The organism is Nonomuraea sp. NPDC050227 (genome assembly GCF_044459705.1).
In the GTDB taxonomy this organism is placed as follows: Bacteria; Actinomycetota; Actinomycetes; order Streptosporangiales; family Streptosporangiaceae; genus Nonomuraea.
Map to the genome: position 1 here is coordinate 1,394,202 of NZ_JBITJF010000001.1, position 16,442 is coordinate 1,410,643.

Consider the following 16,442-nt stretch of genomic DNA (forward strand, 5'->3'; position numbering starts at 1 on the left):
AAGCTGGTAAGCTAAGCGAGCGCAAACAGAAAGAAACGCAACAAAAGCAAGGTCCTGTAGAGCAGTTTGGAGTGCTCGCCACCCTGTCAAGGTGGAGGTCGCGGGTTCAAGTCCCGTCAGGACCGCTCTGGGTCAGGTAGCTCAGTTGGTACGAGCGTCCGCCTGAAAAGCGGAAGGTCGGCAGTTCGACCCTGCCCCTGACCACCAGCTTTGAACAGCAAGAAAGCCCCGTAGCGATTACCGCTCCGGGGCATTTTTGTTGTCTGACGACAGCGCTGACGACGGTTCGCCTGATTAAGAGGTGGTGGAGCGTTGGGGTGGTTACGACGCCGGCAGCCGAGGATGTCGGCCCGAACAGCAGTCCGGTATCTCATGACCCGAGCATTCATCGAGATACGTGCCACTACGCACATCGTCAAGAGAGAGCTGACGAGCGAGGATCTTGAGAGCGCGCGCTCGGATCGATCACATACGCATGATCGCTGACATCTGCCACAACCTTCCGGGCGACTTCAGGCCGGGCAGCGAGCGAGAGCGGGAGCAGCGAGCGATGGAGAGCTTGAAACGGCATCTGCGGGAGCTTGAACCTGATGATCGCTCCGCTCTGTGGGTGCAGACGGAACTGGACGATTTCGGCTACGACTACCGGCCGCTTCTACCGCAACATGTGAGGGACCGGCTCGCACAGCAGTGAACGCCCGGACGTCCCTGCCCGGGCGGTCTTTGGTAGGTGCAGCCAAGGGACTATTGCACGGCGTCACCGAGCTTGCCGAGAGCCTTGCGCTTCTCGTCCAGGGAGGCGTGAGCGTAGATCGTCATGGTGACCTCGATGTCGGAGTGACCGACGAGGTCTAGGACGATGTCAGGCGGTACGCCCATTCTTCGGTGAGGTTGGCGAGGCTGGCCGCCAAGTTTGGGGAGCTCGTTGAGGAGGCTCTGGTCCTCGGCGGGTTCAGTCTTCTCGGTGAGCGCCTGGAGTTCTCCGACCTTGACGTTGCGGAGACGGGGCAGGTCGGAGTAGCCCGAGTGGTACTGCCCCGGAGAGGGAGAGCACACCGGCCCAGTCTTGCCAGGCCGCATCCAACTGTATTGGGAGTCTCAGCCCCGCTCCAACGGCCTTCGGGTTGTGGCCTACACGTGTTCGTGCCTTGACCGCGCCTGAGCCATTCGAGCCCCGCATAACGGCCACGGCCTCCCTGAGAGGGCAGCTGTACCTGGCCAAGCAAGATCGCATGCAGCAACATGGCCCGGAAAGTCGGTCACCCCTCCCATTGCCAACGATCATCTGACTCTCAGTCTTGCCCCGACCATGGCTACGTGCGCCATGATGGGCGAGTGGCGGCGATTTCTGTTGTTGTGACAGGCGAAGCTCCCGGTGATGACGCCTTCGGGCTTCGCAAGTGGTTCGCAGCGGAACCCGAGTTGGCCGGTCGGGCGCGCGTGCTCGACCAACCGCCGGAGGATGGCAGGCTCGGTTCGATCGCGGAGATCGTCAGTCTGCTGCTCGAACCGGCCGGAGCCGTGAGCGTCTTCGCTGGAGTCCTGGTCACCTGGCTACGGCATCGAACGGGAAGTGCCAAAATCACGATTCGGCGCGAAGACGGTACCGAGATCAGTCTCTCGGCGCAGCGCGTCAAGGCGCTGGACGGCGAGTCTCTCAGGGGTGTCGTCAACGAGTTGGGGCAGTGGACCTCCGGCGGACCTGACCCGGCGTCCCTGCGCGAACTGGCCAGCGGCGAACCGTCCGACTCCTGAGCGTGGCCCTGTCCTCCGCCCGCGTGCTGCTCGTCGGCACGGGTACGCACGCCGCCGGTTCCCGTCTTCCCGACGTCCCGGCAGTCGCCACCACGCTGGGCGATCTCGCGGAAAGCCTGGTCACCAGGTGCGGCATACGGAAGGAGGCCATCAAGGTCCTGCTGGACCCTGCCGACTCCAGGACGTTCGGCGACGCGCTGCAGACGGTCACCGAGGAAGCAACGGATGTGCTGCTGGTCTGCTACACCGGGCACGGCCTGCTGGATGCGGACGGCACGCTCTACATTGCCACCAGCGAGAGCGGGCAGTCAGGACGGCATGAGCATACGGCGTGGCCCTACCGCAATCTCGGGCGATACGTCAGGGACAGCCCGGCCACCACGAAGATCATCATTATCGACTCCTGCTTCTCCGGCCGCGCGGTCGGCTCGCTCGGCGAGGGCGACGAAATAGCCGGACTCACCGAGGTCAGCGGCGCCTATGTCCTGACCTCCGCCGGCCGTGACGAGCACGCGCTGGCGCCTGTGGGCGCGCGGCACACCGCGTTCCTCGGCGCGCTGATCGAAGCGCTGTCCGACGGTGTGGCGGACGGCCCGCCGTACCTGACCCTTAATGATCTTTTCCGCCACCTGAGCCGTGTCCTGCCTGCACGCGGTTGCCCCAGGCCACGACGTCGTGCGACGGGCATGGCGGGGGATCTGGTCCTGGCACGCAATCCCGCGCATCGTCCTGCTAATGCAACCTCAGAGAGGGCTTCTCGGGACCCTCGCCCGCCCGGTCCGCGGATCTGCCCCTATCCGGGATTGGCGGCCTTCACGAGGGAGGAGGCCGCGTGGTTCTTCGGCAGGGAGAGACAGACCGCCGATCTCACCGGGCGAGTGGCCGAGCTGTACGACTCGCCTGCTCCCCTGTTCGTCGTAGGCGCGTCGGGGTCGGGGAAGTCGTCGCTGCTCCAGGCTGGGTTGCTGCCCGCGATCGCGCGCGGCGAACTTGGCGTGGCCGGCTCGTCCGGCTGGCCGTCGTTGCTGTTCACGCCAACTGCCGATCCGCTCGGCGCGCTGGCTGCCCAGCTCGCTCCCCTTCTCGGCGAGGATCCAGCCCAGGTGCTGCGCAGCGGCGAGGAAGGGGAGCTGGCGCAGTTCTGGCGGACGGCAGCCGGTACGGCGGGCCGCGTCGTCGTGGTGGTCGACCAGTTCGAGGAGATCTTCACCGAGTGCCCTGATCCGGAGCTGCGTACCCGGTTCATCCGGGTACTGCGTGCGGGCTGGGACGGCGCAGGCCGTACGCCGGGAGCTTTGGTCGTCTTCGGTATGCGTGCGGACTTCGTCGGCCGGTGCGCCGACCACGCCGACTTGGCCCCAGCCCTCGCGCGCCCCTCGATCATCGGCCCGATGAGCTCGGAGGAGGCACGCGCCGCCATCGAACGGCCCGCGATGGCCGTCGGTCTGCCGCTGGAGCCGGGACTGGCCGACGTCTTGCTCAACGACCTTGGGGCTCTCGAAGCGGGACGGCTACCGCTGCTGGCACACGCGTTGCGCGCGGGCTGGCAGCGGAGCGGTGGCGAGATGCTGACCGTCGAGGACTACCTGGGGACCGGTGGCATCCAGGGCGCACTGGCGGCGACGGCCGATCGTGTCCTCGCCGCGCTGGACGAACCGGGCCGCGAGACCGGGCGGCGCGTGCTCCTACGCCTCATCCATCTGGGTGAGGGCGCTGACGACACGCGGCGGCGGGTGCCGCTCGACCGGCTGATGGCCGAGTTACCCGCCCCCGACCGGGTGCGGGCGGTGGTGGAGGCCTTCGCGGACGACGAAGCCCGGCTGATCACACTCGACGAGGGCATGGTGCAGATCACCCACGAAGCGCTGCTGTCCTCCTGGCCGGTCCTTCAAGCGTGGATAGAGGAGGATCGGGCGGGTCTCCTGGTCGAGCAGCGGCTGGTCAACACCGCCCACGAGTGGGAGCGGTCTGGCCGCGACTCGGGCACGCTCTACTCAGGCGCGCGGCTCGCCCTCGCCCGTGAGTGGGCGGACCGGCAGTCTGAAGTGGGCGGCGTCGCCCGGTCCTTTCTGCGGGAGAGCGTCAGGCGCGCGCGCACGCGCAGGCTGGTACGCGTCTGGTTAGGCGGGGCTCTTGCCGTCCTTGCCAGCGCCACGCTCATTGCGGCGACCGCGTTGGTCACCGCTGAGCGTGAGGCAGGCGTGCAGCGGGACTTCGCGACCTCGCGGCGCCTCATCGCCAGGATCGACGGTGTCATGGAGACCGATCCCACGCTTGCCCGGCTGCTGGCAGTAGCGGCCTGGAAGGTGTCGCCTGAACCTGCCGAGGCGCTGGCTGCCGTGCGAGCGACAGCCCTGCGGCCGGAGCGCGCCGCGTGGCACCTCCCTGTGACGGTGGAAAGCCTGGCGTTCAGCCGGGACGGACGGCTCATCGCCACGGGCGGGCGGGGCGAGGACGCAGGGGTGCGGGTGTGGGAGGTGGCGACGGGCCGCCTCGTTCTCGGTCCGCTCGGGAAAGGGCAGGATACGTGGCGGGTGGCGTTCAGCCCTGATGGGACGACTCTCGCCTCGGCAGAGGCGGAAAAGCTCCATCTGTGGGACGTGTCCACGGGTACGGCACGCGCGTCGACGGCGATCGACCGGTTCGGCCCTCTCACGTTCACCCCCGACGGCAAGGCCGTCGCCATGACCGACGGCGACATCGTCCGGCGCTGGGACACCACGACAGGTGAGGAGCTCGGAAAGCCGGTCAAGGATCCCAGCCAGCTGAAATACCTGGCCTTCAGCCCCGATGGAAGAACCCTCGCAACCGCAGGGCTCGACGAGGTAATCGCCCTGCGAGACGCCGCCACCGGAAAAGCCCGCATACTCCTGCGCGGAAAGGTCAACAGCACAGGCAAGGTCACCTTCAGCCCGGACGGCCGGACAATCGCCGCCGAGAGCCTCAGCGGCGAGGTCCGGCTGTGGGACGCCACCACCGGCGACCCACTCAAATCCGTTCCGGGCGGGGAACCCACCTTCGACACCAGCGGAGTCCTCGCCACCCGTGACTCCACGACTGTCCGGGTGCATGACGCCGCAACCGGCGAGGATCTCGCCTACCCGATCCCCAGCGGCTCCCAGTTCTCCGTCATGGCCGTCGACACTGCTCACGGCACCGTCGCGACCGCCGACGATGGGACTGTGACGGTGTGGGCGCTCGCGGCGGCGGGCTACCGAGGCACAATCGCCCATGGCCCGAAGGACATCTGGTCGATGGCCTTCGCTCCGGACGGCAGGACGCTGGCCACGGGCGGCGGGCACGCCGACTCCACGATCCGCCTGTGGGATGCCACCTCCGGGGCACCGATCGGAACGCCCGTGAACACCGGCACCTCCGGCATCATGACCCTCGCCTTCAGTCCCGACGGCCGCAAGGTCGTGGCGGGGGGCAGCCCCGAGTGCAAGGGGGCCGGAATCTGGGACGTATCGGGTGCCGCACGCAATCCCGACAGTCAGGGCTGCGGGCGCGAGCACACCGGCTCAGCCGCCGCATTCAGCCCTGACGGAAGGACCGTTGCCCGCGTCGGCGCAACGGGAGGCCTCCAACTGGACGACGTCACCACCGGCCAAACCCGCCTGGCACTGCCAAGCGGCCCAGGGTTGGCTGGTCAGAGTGCCCTGGCTTTCAGTCCGGACGGCCGCACCCTCGCGACCGGCGGTGGCGGGTACGGCGACACCACGGTCCGCCTGTGGAACGTGGCTGACGGGCGGCTGAAAAGCGAGCAGATCGGGCACAAGCTGCGGGTGAACGCGCTCGCGTTCAGTCCGGACGGCAGGATCCTGGCCAGTAGCGGCGGCGACGGTGTGGTCCGGCTCTGGGACGTGGCGTCGGGCGCACCTGTCAGGGCTCCACTGCAGGTCCCTGCCGCTACGGTGGCCGAGCTGTTCTTCAGCACCGATGGGACTCTCCTGCTGAGCGAGGGCATCCCGGCCGCACATGTATGGGACGTCGGCACCGGCCGGCTGCTCGGCCTCCTCTACGGTCATACGTCCTCGACGTCAGCGATGGCATACAGCCCGCGCAGCAAGCTCGTCGCCACGACGCAGAACGACGGGAAAGTCCACCTTTGGGATCTGTCCTTCCTCAACGAGGCCAAGGTGGTGCCCCTGGTGTGCGCACAGGCTGGACGGGTGCTGACCCGCGCCGAATGGCAGCTGTACCTACCGGGGGTGGAGTTCCGCAGGACCTGCTGAGGGCGTTGCGTGCGCTACCCGGAGCGGTTCCGCACGCAGCACAACCTCCCTTGGCGATCCAGAAGCGGGAACGTCAGATCGGCGGCCTGCTCTTCGAACGGACCTCCCGGTCGGTACGGCTGACGCCGCGCTCGGGCGAGATCGACGTGGGCCACGTCCGGCTGCCGGTGCACGAACCCGATCTGGCCATCGGCGCGGTCACCCACGTCTCCTTTGCAGGTGCTCATGGTCGCGGTCGCCCACCCTCTCGCCGATCGCGACTCGGTGTGCAGGGAGGAGTTCGGCGACCTCACGTTCGCCGCGCACGGCTCGCCGATCCCGCCGTCGGTCTTACGCGGCCGAGGGGAAGGCGCGTTCGGCTTCAGGGGCAGCGTCTGGCTGACGGCCCGGGGAGAACGGGAAGGCGCCCAGGGAGGCCCCATGTCCACCTGCACGGTGTTTGCCGCGGAGGCACCGTGCGCGAGCTTGGTGCCGTCCGACATGTGTCGATCGGGCTGTCGCGGTGGTCGTCAGGCGCTTGTCCGGCTCCCTGGCGTGCTGCGGCGAGGTGGCTTCGGCGACCTTCTGGCAGATGCGTAGTGGCGGGTGTTCGGGGAGGGTCTTCGCCGGGGGATCAGGGCTGGAAGAGGGTGTTGAGTTCGGTGAAGTCCAGGGAGTCGGTCAGGGCTTCGAAGGTGCCGGTGGTGAGGAGTTCTTCGGCGGCTTTGCGGGCGGCGGTGTAGGCGGCCTGGGCGAGGGCGGTGCCGAGGCTGATCCGGCGTACGCCGGTCTGGGTGAGTTCGGCGACGGTGGGGCCGCCGGCGACGGCCATCGCGTTGACCGGGAGCGGGGACTCGGCGCAGAGGGTGGCCAGCGCGTCGAGGTCGAGGAGGCCGGGGACGAAGATGCCGTCGGCGCCGGCCTCGGCGTACGCCGTCGTGCGCTTGAGCACTTCGTCCAGGCGGCCGGCGGAGGGGCCGATGGCGAAGAGGAAGACGTCGGTGCGGGCGTTGACGAAGAGTTCGGGGAGACCCGCCGCGGCCGCCGCCTCCCGGGCGGCGTGCAGTCTGGCGGTCTGGTCGGCGAGGTCGAACAGCGGGCCGCCGACGGCCTGGGAGTCCTCCAGGTTGACGCCCACCGCGCCCGCTCCGGCCACGGCTCGGACGGTGTGCGCGACGTCCTCGGGGGCGGGGCCGTAGCCGCCCTCGATGTCGACCGTCACGGGGAGGTCCACGGTGTGCACGATGCGCCGGGCGGCGTGCAGCGTCTCGTCGCGGGTGAGGTGCTGGCCGTCGCCGCGGCCGAGGGACCAGGAGACGCCGCCGCTGGTCGTGGCGATGGCTGTGGCGCCGGCTGCGGCGATCACGGCGGCGCTGGCGGCGTCCCAGGCGTTGGGGAGGATCAGTACGGAGTCGGCGTGGAGCTTTCTGAACAGATCAGCCTTTTTCGTCGTCGCCGCATCGGTGGAGGGGAAGTTGTCCACAGGCATGTGGGTGACCGCCTTCGGGGTGTTCGGAATCCGGCACCATGGCTCGGTGGGCGCCTGGTCCGGGATGTTGCCGGGCCGCGAGGTGGGTGTCCATTGATTAAGCTCTGACCGAATCGTGGACCCGCGGGAGGCGGCATGAAGGCGCGGCTGGCCTTTTCGGTGAACGATCTGGCCGAGACCCGGTTCGCCGTCTCGGCCATGTGGGAGGTCGTCACGAGTTGCCGGGTGCTGGCCGGGGCCACGGTGCCCGATCCTCATCGTGGGTGGGCCGGTCAGGTGCGTCCCCGGCTCGCGGCGGCGGGGCTCGATCGTGGCTGGCTGGCCGACATGGTGGCGCCCGTCGGCCATTTCCCGGACTTCCTCAATCCGACGACCGCGTCCCACGAGTTGCCCGACGAGCTGGCGGCCATCGAGGCCACCGACCCCGGGCAGGTACGGCGCGACCTCGACCTGTTGTCCGCCGAGCGGGACGGCCGGTTGTCGCCCCGGTTGCGGAACCTGCACCGCAATCCCCGGGCGTACCTGCCCAAGGTCGTCGCGGAGATCGAGACCTACTGGGAGCTCGCGATCGCGCCCTATTGGGCGCGCATCCGGTCGGTGCTGGACGCGGACGTCTTCCACCGGGGCCGCCAGGTGGCCGAGCACGGCACGGCGCGCACGCTGGACCAGCTCCACCACACCGTGCGCTGGGACAGCGGCGGCCTCCAGCTGGCACAACGGCATTGTGCGATCACCAGGATCGAGACCGGTGCGGGGCTGCTTCTCGTGCCGTCGGTCTTCGCGTGGCCGCGGGTGCTGACGCGGTCCGTCGCGTCCGAGCCGCCTCAGCTCGCCTACCCGGCGCGTGGCATCGGCGCGTTGTGGGAGTCGCGCAGGCATGCGCCCATGGACGCGCTCGCCGCCGTGATCGGCCGTTCCCGGGCGTTGATCCTGGCCGAGCTCGACTCGCCGGCCTCGACCACCGAGCTCGCCGAGCGGTCGGGGATGTCCGCGGCGGGGGTGTCGCAGCATCTCACCGCGCTGCGGGCCGCCGGGCTGACCAGCACCCACCGGGCGGGCCGTACAGTGTTCTACGCCCGCACGGGCCTCGCGGACGCCCTGCTCACGGCTCAGGTGTGAGTCGCGGGCCTCATGAGGGCGTGCGGTGCGGTCGCGGTGGCGCTGATCTTTTTTGTCTCGATCATCCTGACTATTGTGATCCCCACTGTTCGGGGGGAAGGCGGGCGATGGACGAGGGTGGGGCCGAGGCGTTCCTGGGCAGCCGGTACGTGCTGCTCGACGAGATCGGCGCCGGGGCGATGGGGACCGTCTGGCGGGCGCGGCACCGGGAGACCGGCGAGATCGTGGCGGTCAAGCTGTTGCGCAGCAACCTCGCCGGCGACCAGGACCTGGTGCTGCGGTTCGTGCAGGAACGCAATGTGCTGCGCACCCTTCGCCATCCCCACATCGTCACGATGCGCGACTTCGTCATCGAGGGGGAGCGGCTCGCGCTGGTGATGGACCTCGTCGAGGGCGGGGATCTGCGCGGCCTGCTGCAGCAGCACGGCACGCTGCCGCCGGCCATGGCCGCCGAGCTGATGGCCCAGGTCGCCGAGGCGCTGGCGGCGGCGCACGCGACGGGCGTCGTCCACCGGGACGTCAAGCCGGGGAACGTCCTGATCGACGGGCCCACGGGGCAGGTGCGGCTGACGGACTTCGGGGTCGCCCGGATCGTCCTCGGGCCGGGGCTGACGCAGACCACCTCGATCATCGGCACGCCTACGTACCTGTCCCCAGAGGTGGCCGACGGCGGCACCCCCACGCCGGCGGTGGACGTCTACGCGGCCGGGCTGATCCTCTACGAGCTGCTGGCCGGGCGTCCGCCGTTCGTGGGCGAGCATCCGATGGCCCTGCTCCGGCAGCATGCGATGGCCATGCCGCGGCGGTTGCCCGGGATGCCCGACGTCCTGTGGTCGGTGATCGCGGCCTGCACGGCGAAGGATCCGGCGACGCGTCCGGCGGCCGGGCAGGTGGCGGTGGCGCTGCGGGAGGCGGCGCCGGTGGTGGCGGGGCTGGCCGCCTTGCCGCGGGTGGGCAGGGCCGACGCCCCGTCCGCGACGTCAGAGCCGATTCCGGGACCGTCGTCTGGGCCGCTCCCGGGGCCGGTGCCTGGGCCGCCGCCGGGACCGCTTTCGGGGTCGGTGACTGGGCCGCTCCCGGGGACGCCGCCGGGGCTGCTTTCGGGGTCGGTGCCGGGGCCGCCGCCCGGTTCCTCATCGGCCGGTGCCGCTGGGTCGTCCGGTGAGCCCGTTCGGGGTCCTGGTCCGCGGGCGGCCTCTGGGGATGTCGCAGGGGGTGGGGCGGCCCCGGGTGTCGGCGGTGGGGACGGCACGGTTCCTTCCGCCGGGCGGGGCGCCGCCCAGTCCGGCATGGTTGCTTCCGCCGGGCGGCCCGCCGCCGCCCAGGCGGGCACGGCGGCTGCGCGGCCGCCCGGACGGTCCCGCCGGCGGCTGGTCGTCATCGCGAGCACCACGACGGCGGTGGCGCTGACCGCGGCGGCCGTGGCCGTCATGGCCCCATGGCGGACGCCGGGTGCGGGGGCCGTGAACGACGCGTCCGGGCTCTCGGCGTCCAGGTCGGCCGACGTGGCCGGCCCACCGACGCCCGTCGAGTCCGGGACGGCGAAGGAGAGCCCCGTCCCGTCGGAGGCGGACGAGGAGACGTCCGGCACCGCGGACGAACCGCTCAAGTCGTCGGCGAAGAAGACGCCGAAGGAGCCGGTCCGCACGCCGGGCACAGCTGTCCCGAAACGGACGCCGGGCGCGACGACGGACCCCACGGGTACCGCCGACCCCCGCCGGACTTCGGCCGGCCGGAAGACGGAGGCCCCGAACACCGTGGACCCCGGGACCGACGGTGACGGCACCCCGCCGCGCAACTCCCAGCCGGACTGGAAATGCCGCTCGTGGATCACCGCGGGCGACGGTTCGGGCGTGGAGATGTCGCCGTGCATGGCCATGGTTGGTGACGTCTTCTACCTGATGGGACGCATCCGAGGGGCGAGCTCGGTCCGCTCGGACGTGCACGTCCAGCTCTACAACACCGACGCGGACCGCAACGTCTCCCAGCCATTCACCTGCTCCGGGGTGTCCCCGCGGAACGACGGCGAGGTCGCCACCTGCGGGCCGTTCACCACCACCGCTCCGGCCATCCAGGCCAAGCACGACGTGCGGCAGCGCTGGCGTCGGACGGGGACGGCGGCGTTCGGCGGCGGCGCGGAGAGCCCCTGGATGTTGTGGTGACAACCGGGCCGGAACCGAAGCTCCTCCCAGCGCACCCGGCCCCGCTCACGCGTCCGTGATCAGGGGCCGGGCGCGGCAGGCCGGGTCACTGTCTGGTGGTGCAGACGGTTCCGTTGAGGGTGAAGACGGTGGGCAGGAGGTTCGGGCCGGCGTAGTTGCCGACGAACCCGATCGTGGTCGAGGCGCCCGTGGCCAGGGAGGCGTTGCCGGGCTCGCTGACGGCCTTGACGTTCGAGCCAGTCTGGGTCCAGGTGGCGCTCCAGCCGCTGCCGAGGCTCTGCCAGGGCCTCGGCCAGGTGAAGCTCAGGGTCCAGCCGTTGACCGGGGCGCCGTTGTTGGTGATCTCGACGGCGCCGACGTAGCCGCTGGCCCAGTCGGTCTGGTCGGTGAATCGCACGGCGCAGGAGCTGGTCGCCGGGGTGCCGGTGGTGAAGGTCAGGGGCGGTGAGGCCCAGGAGACGCCGCCGCCGCTGTCGCGGGCGATCACGTTGACGGTGTAGGTGGTGCCGGGTTTGAGGTTGCCGACCGTGTAGGAGGTGCCGGCGGTCTCGCCGAGCTGCTCGCTGACGGCGCCGTTCTGGCGGTGGAGCTCGTACTTGACGATCGGGCGGGCGCCGGGGGCGGCGGCGGGCCAGGAGACGACGGCGGCCCGGTCGGTGACGTTCGAGGCCGCCGGGCGGCCGGGCGCGCCGGGCAGGCCGGCCTGAAGTGCGGCGGGACGCACGACGACGGTGGTCAGCGAGAGCGGCGGCAGTGTCTGGCTGGTGGCGGTGCCGGTGGTCGCGGTGGTGATGGCGGTGGCGCCGTTGACGTGGGTCAGCACGGTGGGCGCGCCCGCGGCCGGCGTGAAGCCCGCGTAGTCCACGGCGACCGGGTAGGACGTGTCCGGCGAGCTGTTGATCAGCATGACCGCCAGGTCGCCGTTCGGCCGCCGGACGGCGTGCGCGCTGACCTTCGGCTGGTCGGTCGCCGCCGTGACGAACTGGTCACCGGCCCGCGCGAACACGCTGACCATCCGCAACGCGTGGTACGGCGCGAACGGCGTGTTCAGCGGCGGCTCGCAGACCCCGGAGGCGTTGCAGACCCCGCTGGACAGCAGCCCGAAGTCGCCGTAGTCGGTGTGCCCCTCGACCTCGGTGACGTTGCCGATGCCGTTGTGCACGTTCCACCAGTCGACGGTGAACACGCCGTTCGCCAGCAGGCTCGCGTAGGCGTCGGCGGCGGCCAGGGCGCCGGGCTGGGTGTTCGTGCCGTTGCTGCTGGAGCCGGTGTTGAACTCGGTCATCGCGATGCCGATCCGGTCCGAGCCGGGCCCGGCGTACGCCGCGAGCTGCTGCCGGGTGAGCCGGATAATGTCGGGGACCTGACCGGCCCTGTCCAGGGCGCCGGGGTACCAGTGCAGGATCACGAAGTCGATCTTCGGTCCGGCGAGGGACAGGACGACCTTGTTCCAACTCCCGTCGTCGCCCTCGGCGGTGATGGCGTCGGGCCAGTTGGCGGGGGTGGTCAGCACCGCGCCGATCTTGATCGTCGGGTCGGCCGCCTTCATGGCGTCGGCGTAGGCGACGACGTGGCGGGCGTACTCGGCCGGGCTCTTGTCGGCGTGGTCGTCGGCCTCCCAGGCGCTGCCGTAGTGGCCGTTGCCGTAGTTCTCGTTGCCGATCTCCCAGTACTTGACGCCGTAGCCCTTGGTGACGTTGGCGTGCCGGACCCAGGCGGCGGCCTCCTCGGCGGTGCCGGTGCCGTAGTTGGCGGTCACCATGGCCTGCGCGCCGGTGCGCCGTACGCCGCGCATGAAGGTGTCGAAGTCGGTGTTCGGGGCGACGTACCCGCCGGGGGCGGTGTGGTCGGCCCAGTGGTAGATGTCGGAATAGGAGCCGCCGGGGTAGCGCAGCAGCTTGACGCCCGCGTCCTTGAGGAGGTCGGCGGTCTGGTCGGTGCCGAGGTTCGCGTCCCAGATGGCATGGTTGGAACCGATGCCGGTCTCGGGGGCGGTGGCCAGGGCGGCGCGGGCGTTGACGGTCACCGTGACGGGGGTGACGTCGTCGGCGCGCGCCGGGGGAGCGATCAGCGTGGTGAGGGTCAGGAGGGCCGCGGTCGCGGCCCTGGGCAGGATCTTGCCAGGCATCGGGGTACCTCGCCGTGGGTAGCGGTATGGCTCGACGCCCCCTCCTGACCAGGAGGCAAGCATGATCATGCGACGTGGGGTCCGGCCCGTCAATCGGCGCTGAAACTTTCACGGCGGTCAGGCGGGCTTGAGCAGGACCCGGCCGGTCAGGGGGAGGCTTGAGCAGGACCCGGCCGGTCAGGCGGGCTTGAGCAGGCCCCTGTCGTAGGCCGCCGCGACGGCCGCCGCCCGGTCCTTGACCTCCAGCTTGGCGAAGACGTGCAGCAGGTGGGTCTTCACGGTGGCCTCGGTGACGAACAACTTCCTGGCCACCTCGCGGTTGGTCGCGCCGCGGGCGATGAGGCCGAGCACTTCGAGCTCCCGCGGGCTCAGCGCGCGCTGCTCCGGGGGGTGCGCGTGCCGCGTCAGCACCCCGGCCACGGCCGGCGACAGCACGCTCTCGCCGCGGGCCGCGGCCAGCACGGCCCGGCGCAGCTCGGCGCGCGGCGTGTCCTTGAGCAGGTAGCCGGTGGCGCCCTGCTCGATCGCGGGCACCACGTCGGCGTCGTCGCCGAAGGTGGTCAGCACGAGCACGTGCGTGCCGGGGCACTGCGCGCGCAGCCGGCGGATGAGCTCGGCGCCGCTCGGCCCCGGCATGCGCAGGTCGAGGAGCACGACGTCGGGGGCGGTGCGCAGGGCCACCGCGAGCGCCTCGGCGCCGTCGGCCGCCTCGCCGACCACCTCGAAGCCGTCGGTCTCGAAGATGCCGCGCAGCCCGTCGCGGACCACGGGGTGGTCGTCGACGATGATCAGGCGTACCGGCATGGGCTCACGTTCCCGGGTCGGCGGGGATGGCCGGAACGGTAGCGGAGATCGCCGTGCCCTGGCCAGGGGCGCTCTCGACGGCGAGGCTGCCGGCCAGGCGGGTGACCCGCTGCCGCATCGCCACCAGCCCGAACCCGCCGCCGGAGCCGCCGGAGCCGCTGCCGGAGGCCGGCGTGAAGCCGGACCCGTCGTCGCGGACGTCGAGCGCCACCACGTCCTCCATGTACGACAGCGTGATCCCCACCCGGGAGGCCCGCGCGTGCTTGCCCACGTTGGCCAGCGCCTCCTGGGCCACCCGCAGCAACGTGCTCTCCACCTCGGTGTGCAGCGGGCGGGCGTCGCCGGTGACCGACACCGAAGCAGGCACCTCGCAGGCCCGCGACCAGGCCGCCGCCACCTCCGACAGGGCGGTCCCGAGCTGCGCCGCGGTCGCCAGCGGCGCCGGGCGCAGCGCCTGGACCGAGCGGCGGGCCTCGGTCAGGCTCTCCCTGGCCAGCTCCCGTACGGTCGCCAGCCGCGCGCGCACCGCGGGCGTCGCTCCGGCGGCCTCGTCGGCGGCCTCCAGCTGGGTGAGGATGCCGGTCAGTCCCTGGGCCACGGTGTCGTGGATCTCCCTGGCCAGCCGCTGCCGCTCGCCCAGCACGCCCGCCTCGCGGGCCTGGACCAGGAGCCGGGCCTGGAGGTCGGCGTTCTCCTCGGCGAGCGCGGCCAGCCTGGCGCTCTTCTCCTTGAGCTGCGCGTTCTGCTCGGAGACGGTCTGGAAGACCAGCCCGGTCATGGACGCGACCAGCACCCCGACCACGAAGGAGGCCAGCAGCTCGACCGGCGTGCGACCGGCCGGCGGACGGGCGGCGACCAGCGTCCCGACCGTCACCGCGACCCCGGCGTACGCCCACAACCCCGGCAGCAGCGCGAAGCACTGGACGAACACCCCCACCCCGGTCACGGTGAAGACCGGGTCGATGCGCACCAGCGCCGCCACCACCGCCAGCAGCACCACGAAGTATCCGGCCACCACCCACGCCCGCGCGGTCCAGGCGGTCCAGGCGGGACGGCGGGCCACCACGAACCAGTGCCAGGCCGCCGCGAACAGCGCCAGGGCCAGCACCTCGACCCGCCACGCCCGCAGCAGCGAGAACAGCGCGGGAAGCAGCACCAGCAGGTACGGCAGAGCCGCCGTGGCCCGCTCCCACCGGCTCACCACCGCAGGGCCTTCACCGCGAGGCCGCCCGCGACGGCGCCGACCGCCACCATGATCCCGAGAGCGAGCGGCGGGAGCGCGCCGGCCGACCAGCCGTCCCGGATCGCCTGGACGGCGGGCGCCATGGGCGTCAGGTCGCCGATCGCCCGCATCGACCCCGACATGGTCTCGCGCGGGATCACCGCGCCGGACAGGAACACCATCGGGAAGAACAGGGCGAGCCCGATCACCGTCGCCGCCCGCCCGCTGGGGGCCAGCGCGCCGAGGAGCAGCCCGACGGCGCCGAGGCTGAGCGCGCCGAGCAGCCAGGCCAGCAGCACGCCGGGCAGGCTGGCGGGCGCGCTCAGCCCGTAGCCGGCCACCCCCAGGACGACCAGCAGCACGCTGCCGAGCACCGCCAGCAGCATGTGCGCGGCCCACTGGGCGCCGCACAGCATGAACGGCGTGGCGGGCGTTGCCCGCAGCCGCTTGAGCACCCGGCGCTCCCGGTACTGGGCCAGCGTGGCCGGCAGGACGACCAGCGCGGCCAGCCCCACGACGAAGACGGTCAGCATCGGCACGGTGGCGTCGACCAGCCGCTCGCCGCCGGGCAGTGGCCGGTCGCCGCCGCGCAGCTTGACCCAGAGCATGACCAGCGGGAAGCCCAGCGCGAAGTACGCCGACATCGGGTCGCGCAACCCCAGCCTGAGCTCGACGGCGACGACTCTCGTGAAGCCCTTCATGCCTCGGCCCTCCCGGTCAGCGCGAAGTAGGCGTCCTCCAGGGAGGCGGCCCGCGTCCGGCCGATCAGCTCGCGCGGGCTGCCCTCGGCCACGACCCGGCCGCGGTCGACGACGGCGATCCGGTCGCACAGCGCCTCGGCCTCGTCCATGAAGTGGGTGACCAGGACGACGGTGATCCCGCGGTCGCGCATGGCCCGGATCAGCCCCCAGGTGGTGCGGCGGGCGTCGGGGTCGAGGCCGGTGGTCAGCTCGTCGAGCAGGACCACCTCGGGGTCGCCGACCAGGGCCAGCGCGATGAACAGGCGCTGCTTCCAGCCGCCGGACAGGCCGCCGAACCGGGCGTCCTTCCTGTCGGTGAGGCCCCATTCGTCCATGATGGCCCGCCAGTCGGCCGGGTGGTCGTACAGGGAGGCGTAGAGCCGCAGGGCCTCGCCGACCTTGATGCCGTCGGGCAGTGCGGCCTCCTGCAACTGGGCGCCGACGCGCTGGAGCAGCGCGCGCCGGTCGCCCTGCGGGTCGAGGCCCAGCACGCGCACGCGGCCGCCGTCGGGACGCCGTAGCCCGGACACGCACTCCACGACCGTCGTCTTCCCGGCGCCGTTGGGCCCGGCGAGCCCGAAGATCTCGCCGCGCTCCACGGTCAGGGAGAGGCCGTCGAGGGCCCGGGTGTGCCGGTAGCTCTTGCGCAGGTCGTCGATCTCGATGACTGTCATGATCCGAGGATCACGCGGGAGCGGCGGGGCCCCCCCCCCCCCCCCACGGGGGGGGGGGGGGGCCCCCCCCCCCGGGGGGGGGGCGCCCCCCCCGCCGGGGCCGAGGGGGGGCGCCGGGCCGAACGTAAAGGGCAC

The 16,442-nt window shown here is 71.4% G+C and carries 13 protein-coding genes and 2 tRNA genes; 7 read left to right on the plus strand and 8 right to left on the minus strand.

The features are described 5' to 3' along the window. Positions 1–50 precede the first annotated feature (50 nt). The 3 genes from ACIBK9_RS07125 (at position 51) to ACIBK9_RS07135 (ending at position 694) form a co-directional block, all read left to right on the plus strand. Positions 51–125: transfer RNA gene (locus ACIBK9_RS07125), tRNA-Asp, on the plus strand. A gap of 5 nt (positions 126–130) precedes the next feature. Continuing rightward, positions 131–207: transfer RNA gene (locus ACIBK9_RS07130), tRNA-Phe, on the plus strand. 268 nt (positions 208–475) lie between these two features. After that, a complete protein-coding gene (locus tag ACIBK9_RS07135; RefSeq protein WP_397155851.1) occupies positions 476–694 on the plus strand; it encodes a hypothetical protein in 219 nt (72 codons plus the stop codon). 50 nt (positions 695–744) lie between these two features. Here the strand turns inward: ACIBK9_RS07135 and ACIBK9_RS07140 are convergent, their stop codons facing one another. Continuing rightward, entirely contained in the window at positions 745–879 is a 135-nt protein-coding gene (locus ACIBK9_RS07140; protein ID WP_397155852.1) for a hypothetical protein, read from the minus strand. Positions 880–1,335: 456 nt separating this feature from the next. Here ACIBK9_RS07140 and ACIBK9_RS07145 point away from each other — a divergent pair, with 456 nt between their 5' ends. Both ACIBK9_RS07145 and ACIBK9_RS07150 read left to right on the plus strand, forming a co-directional pair. Next, entirely contained in the window at positions 1,336–1,755 is a 420-nt protein-coding gene (locus ACIBK9_RS07145) for a hypothetical protein (RefSeq protein WP_397155854.1), read from the plus strand. Positions 1,756–1,778: 23 nt separating this feature from the next. After that, positions 1,779–5,990, plus strand: a complete 4,212-nt coding sequence (locus tag ACIBK9_RS07150; protein WP_397155856.1) for a hypothetical protein — start codon at positions 1,779–1,781, stop codon at positions 5,988–5,990. A 73-nt stretch (positions 5,991–6,063) separates the two neighbouring features. Here the strand turns inward: ACIBK9_RS07150 and ACIBK9_RS07155 are convergent, their stop codons facing one another. Together ACIBK9_RS07155 and ACIBK9_RS07160 are read right to left on the minus strand one after the other, a co-directional pair. Beyond that, positions 6,064–6,192 carry a hypothetical protein gene (locus ACIBK9_RS07155; RefSeq protein WP_397155858.1) on the minus strand — a complete coding sequence of 43 codons (129 nt, stop codon included), beginning with the start codon at positions 6,190–6,192 and terminating at the stop codon, positions 6,064–6,066. Positions 6,193–6,603: 411 nt separating this feature from the next. After that, positions 6,604–7,458, minus strand: coding sequence for an isocitrate lyase/phosphoenolpyruvate mutase family protein (locus tag ACIBK9_RS07160; RefSeq protein WP_397155860.1), 855 nt, complete (start codon positions 7,456–7,458; stop codon positions 6,604–6,606). A 135-nt stretch (positions 7,459–7,593) separates the two neighbouring features. On the opposite strand from ACIBK9_RS07160, the gene ACIBK9_RS07165 reads away from it, so the two are divergent. Continuing rightward, complete coding sequence (locus tag ACIBK9_RS07165) at positions 7,594–8,577, plus strand: DUF5937 family protein (RefSeq protein ID WP_397155862.1); 984 nt, start codon at positions 7,594–7,596, stop codon at positions 8,575–8,577. 107 nt (positions 8,578–8,684) lie between these two features. Continuing rightward, positions 8,685–10,739: a protein kinase gene (locus ACIBK9_RS07170; protein ID WP_397155863.1), complete on the plus strand. Its 2,055-nt coding sequence runs from the start codon at positions 8,685–8,687 to the stop codon at positions 10,737–10,739. A gap of 85 nt (positions 10,740–10,824) precedes the next feature. Here ACIBK9_RS07170 and ACIBK9_RS07175 read toward each other — a convergent pair whose 3' ends face one another. The 5 genes from ACIBK9_RS07175 to ACIBK9_RS07195 all read right to left on the minus strand — a co-directional run bounded on the left by ACIBK9_RS07175 (position 10,825) and on the right by ACIBK9_RS07195 (position 16,307). Continuing rightward, a complete protein-coding gene (locus ACIBK9_RS07175) occupies positions 10,825–12,867 on the minus strand; it encodes a cellulose binding domain-containing protein (protein ID WP_397155865.1) in 2,043 nt (680 codons plus the stop codon). A 177-nt stretch (positions 12,868–13,044) separates the two neighbouring features. Next, positions 13,045–13,671: a response regulator gene (locus tag ACIBK9_RS07180; RefSeq protein ID WP_397155867.1), complete on the minus strand. Its 627-nt coding sequence runs from the start codon at positions 13,669–13,671 to the stop codon at positions 13,045–13,047. A 4-nt stretch (positions 13,672–13,675) separates the two neighbouring features. Next, positions 13,676–14,875, minus strand: a complete 1,200-nt coding sequence (locus ACIBK9_RS07185; protein WP_397155868.1) for a sensor histidine kinase — start codon at positions 14,873–14,875, stop codon at positions 13,676–13,678. Continuing rightward, entirely contained in the window at positions 14,869–15,594 is a 726-nt protein-coding gene (locus tag ACIBK9_RS07190) for an ABC transporter permease (protein WP_387681538.1), read from the minus strand. The genes ACIBK9_RS07185 and ACIBK9_RS07190 overlap by 7 nt, the downstream gene beginning before the upstream one ends. Then, a complete protein-coding gene (locus ACIBK9_RS07195) occupies positions 15,591–16,307 on the minus strand; it encodes an ABC transporter ATP-binding protein (protein ID WP_397155871.1) in 717 nt (238 codons plus the stop codon). The genes ACIBK9_RS07190 and ACIBK9_RS07195 overlap by 4 nt, the downstream gene beginning before the upstream one ends. Positions 16,308–16,442 lie beyond the last annotated feature (135 nt).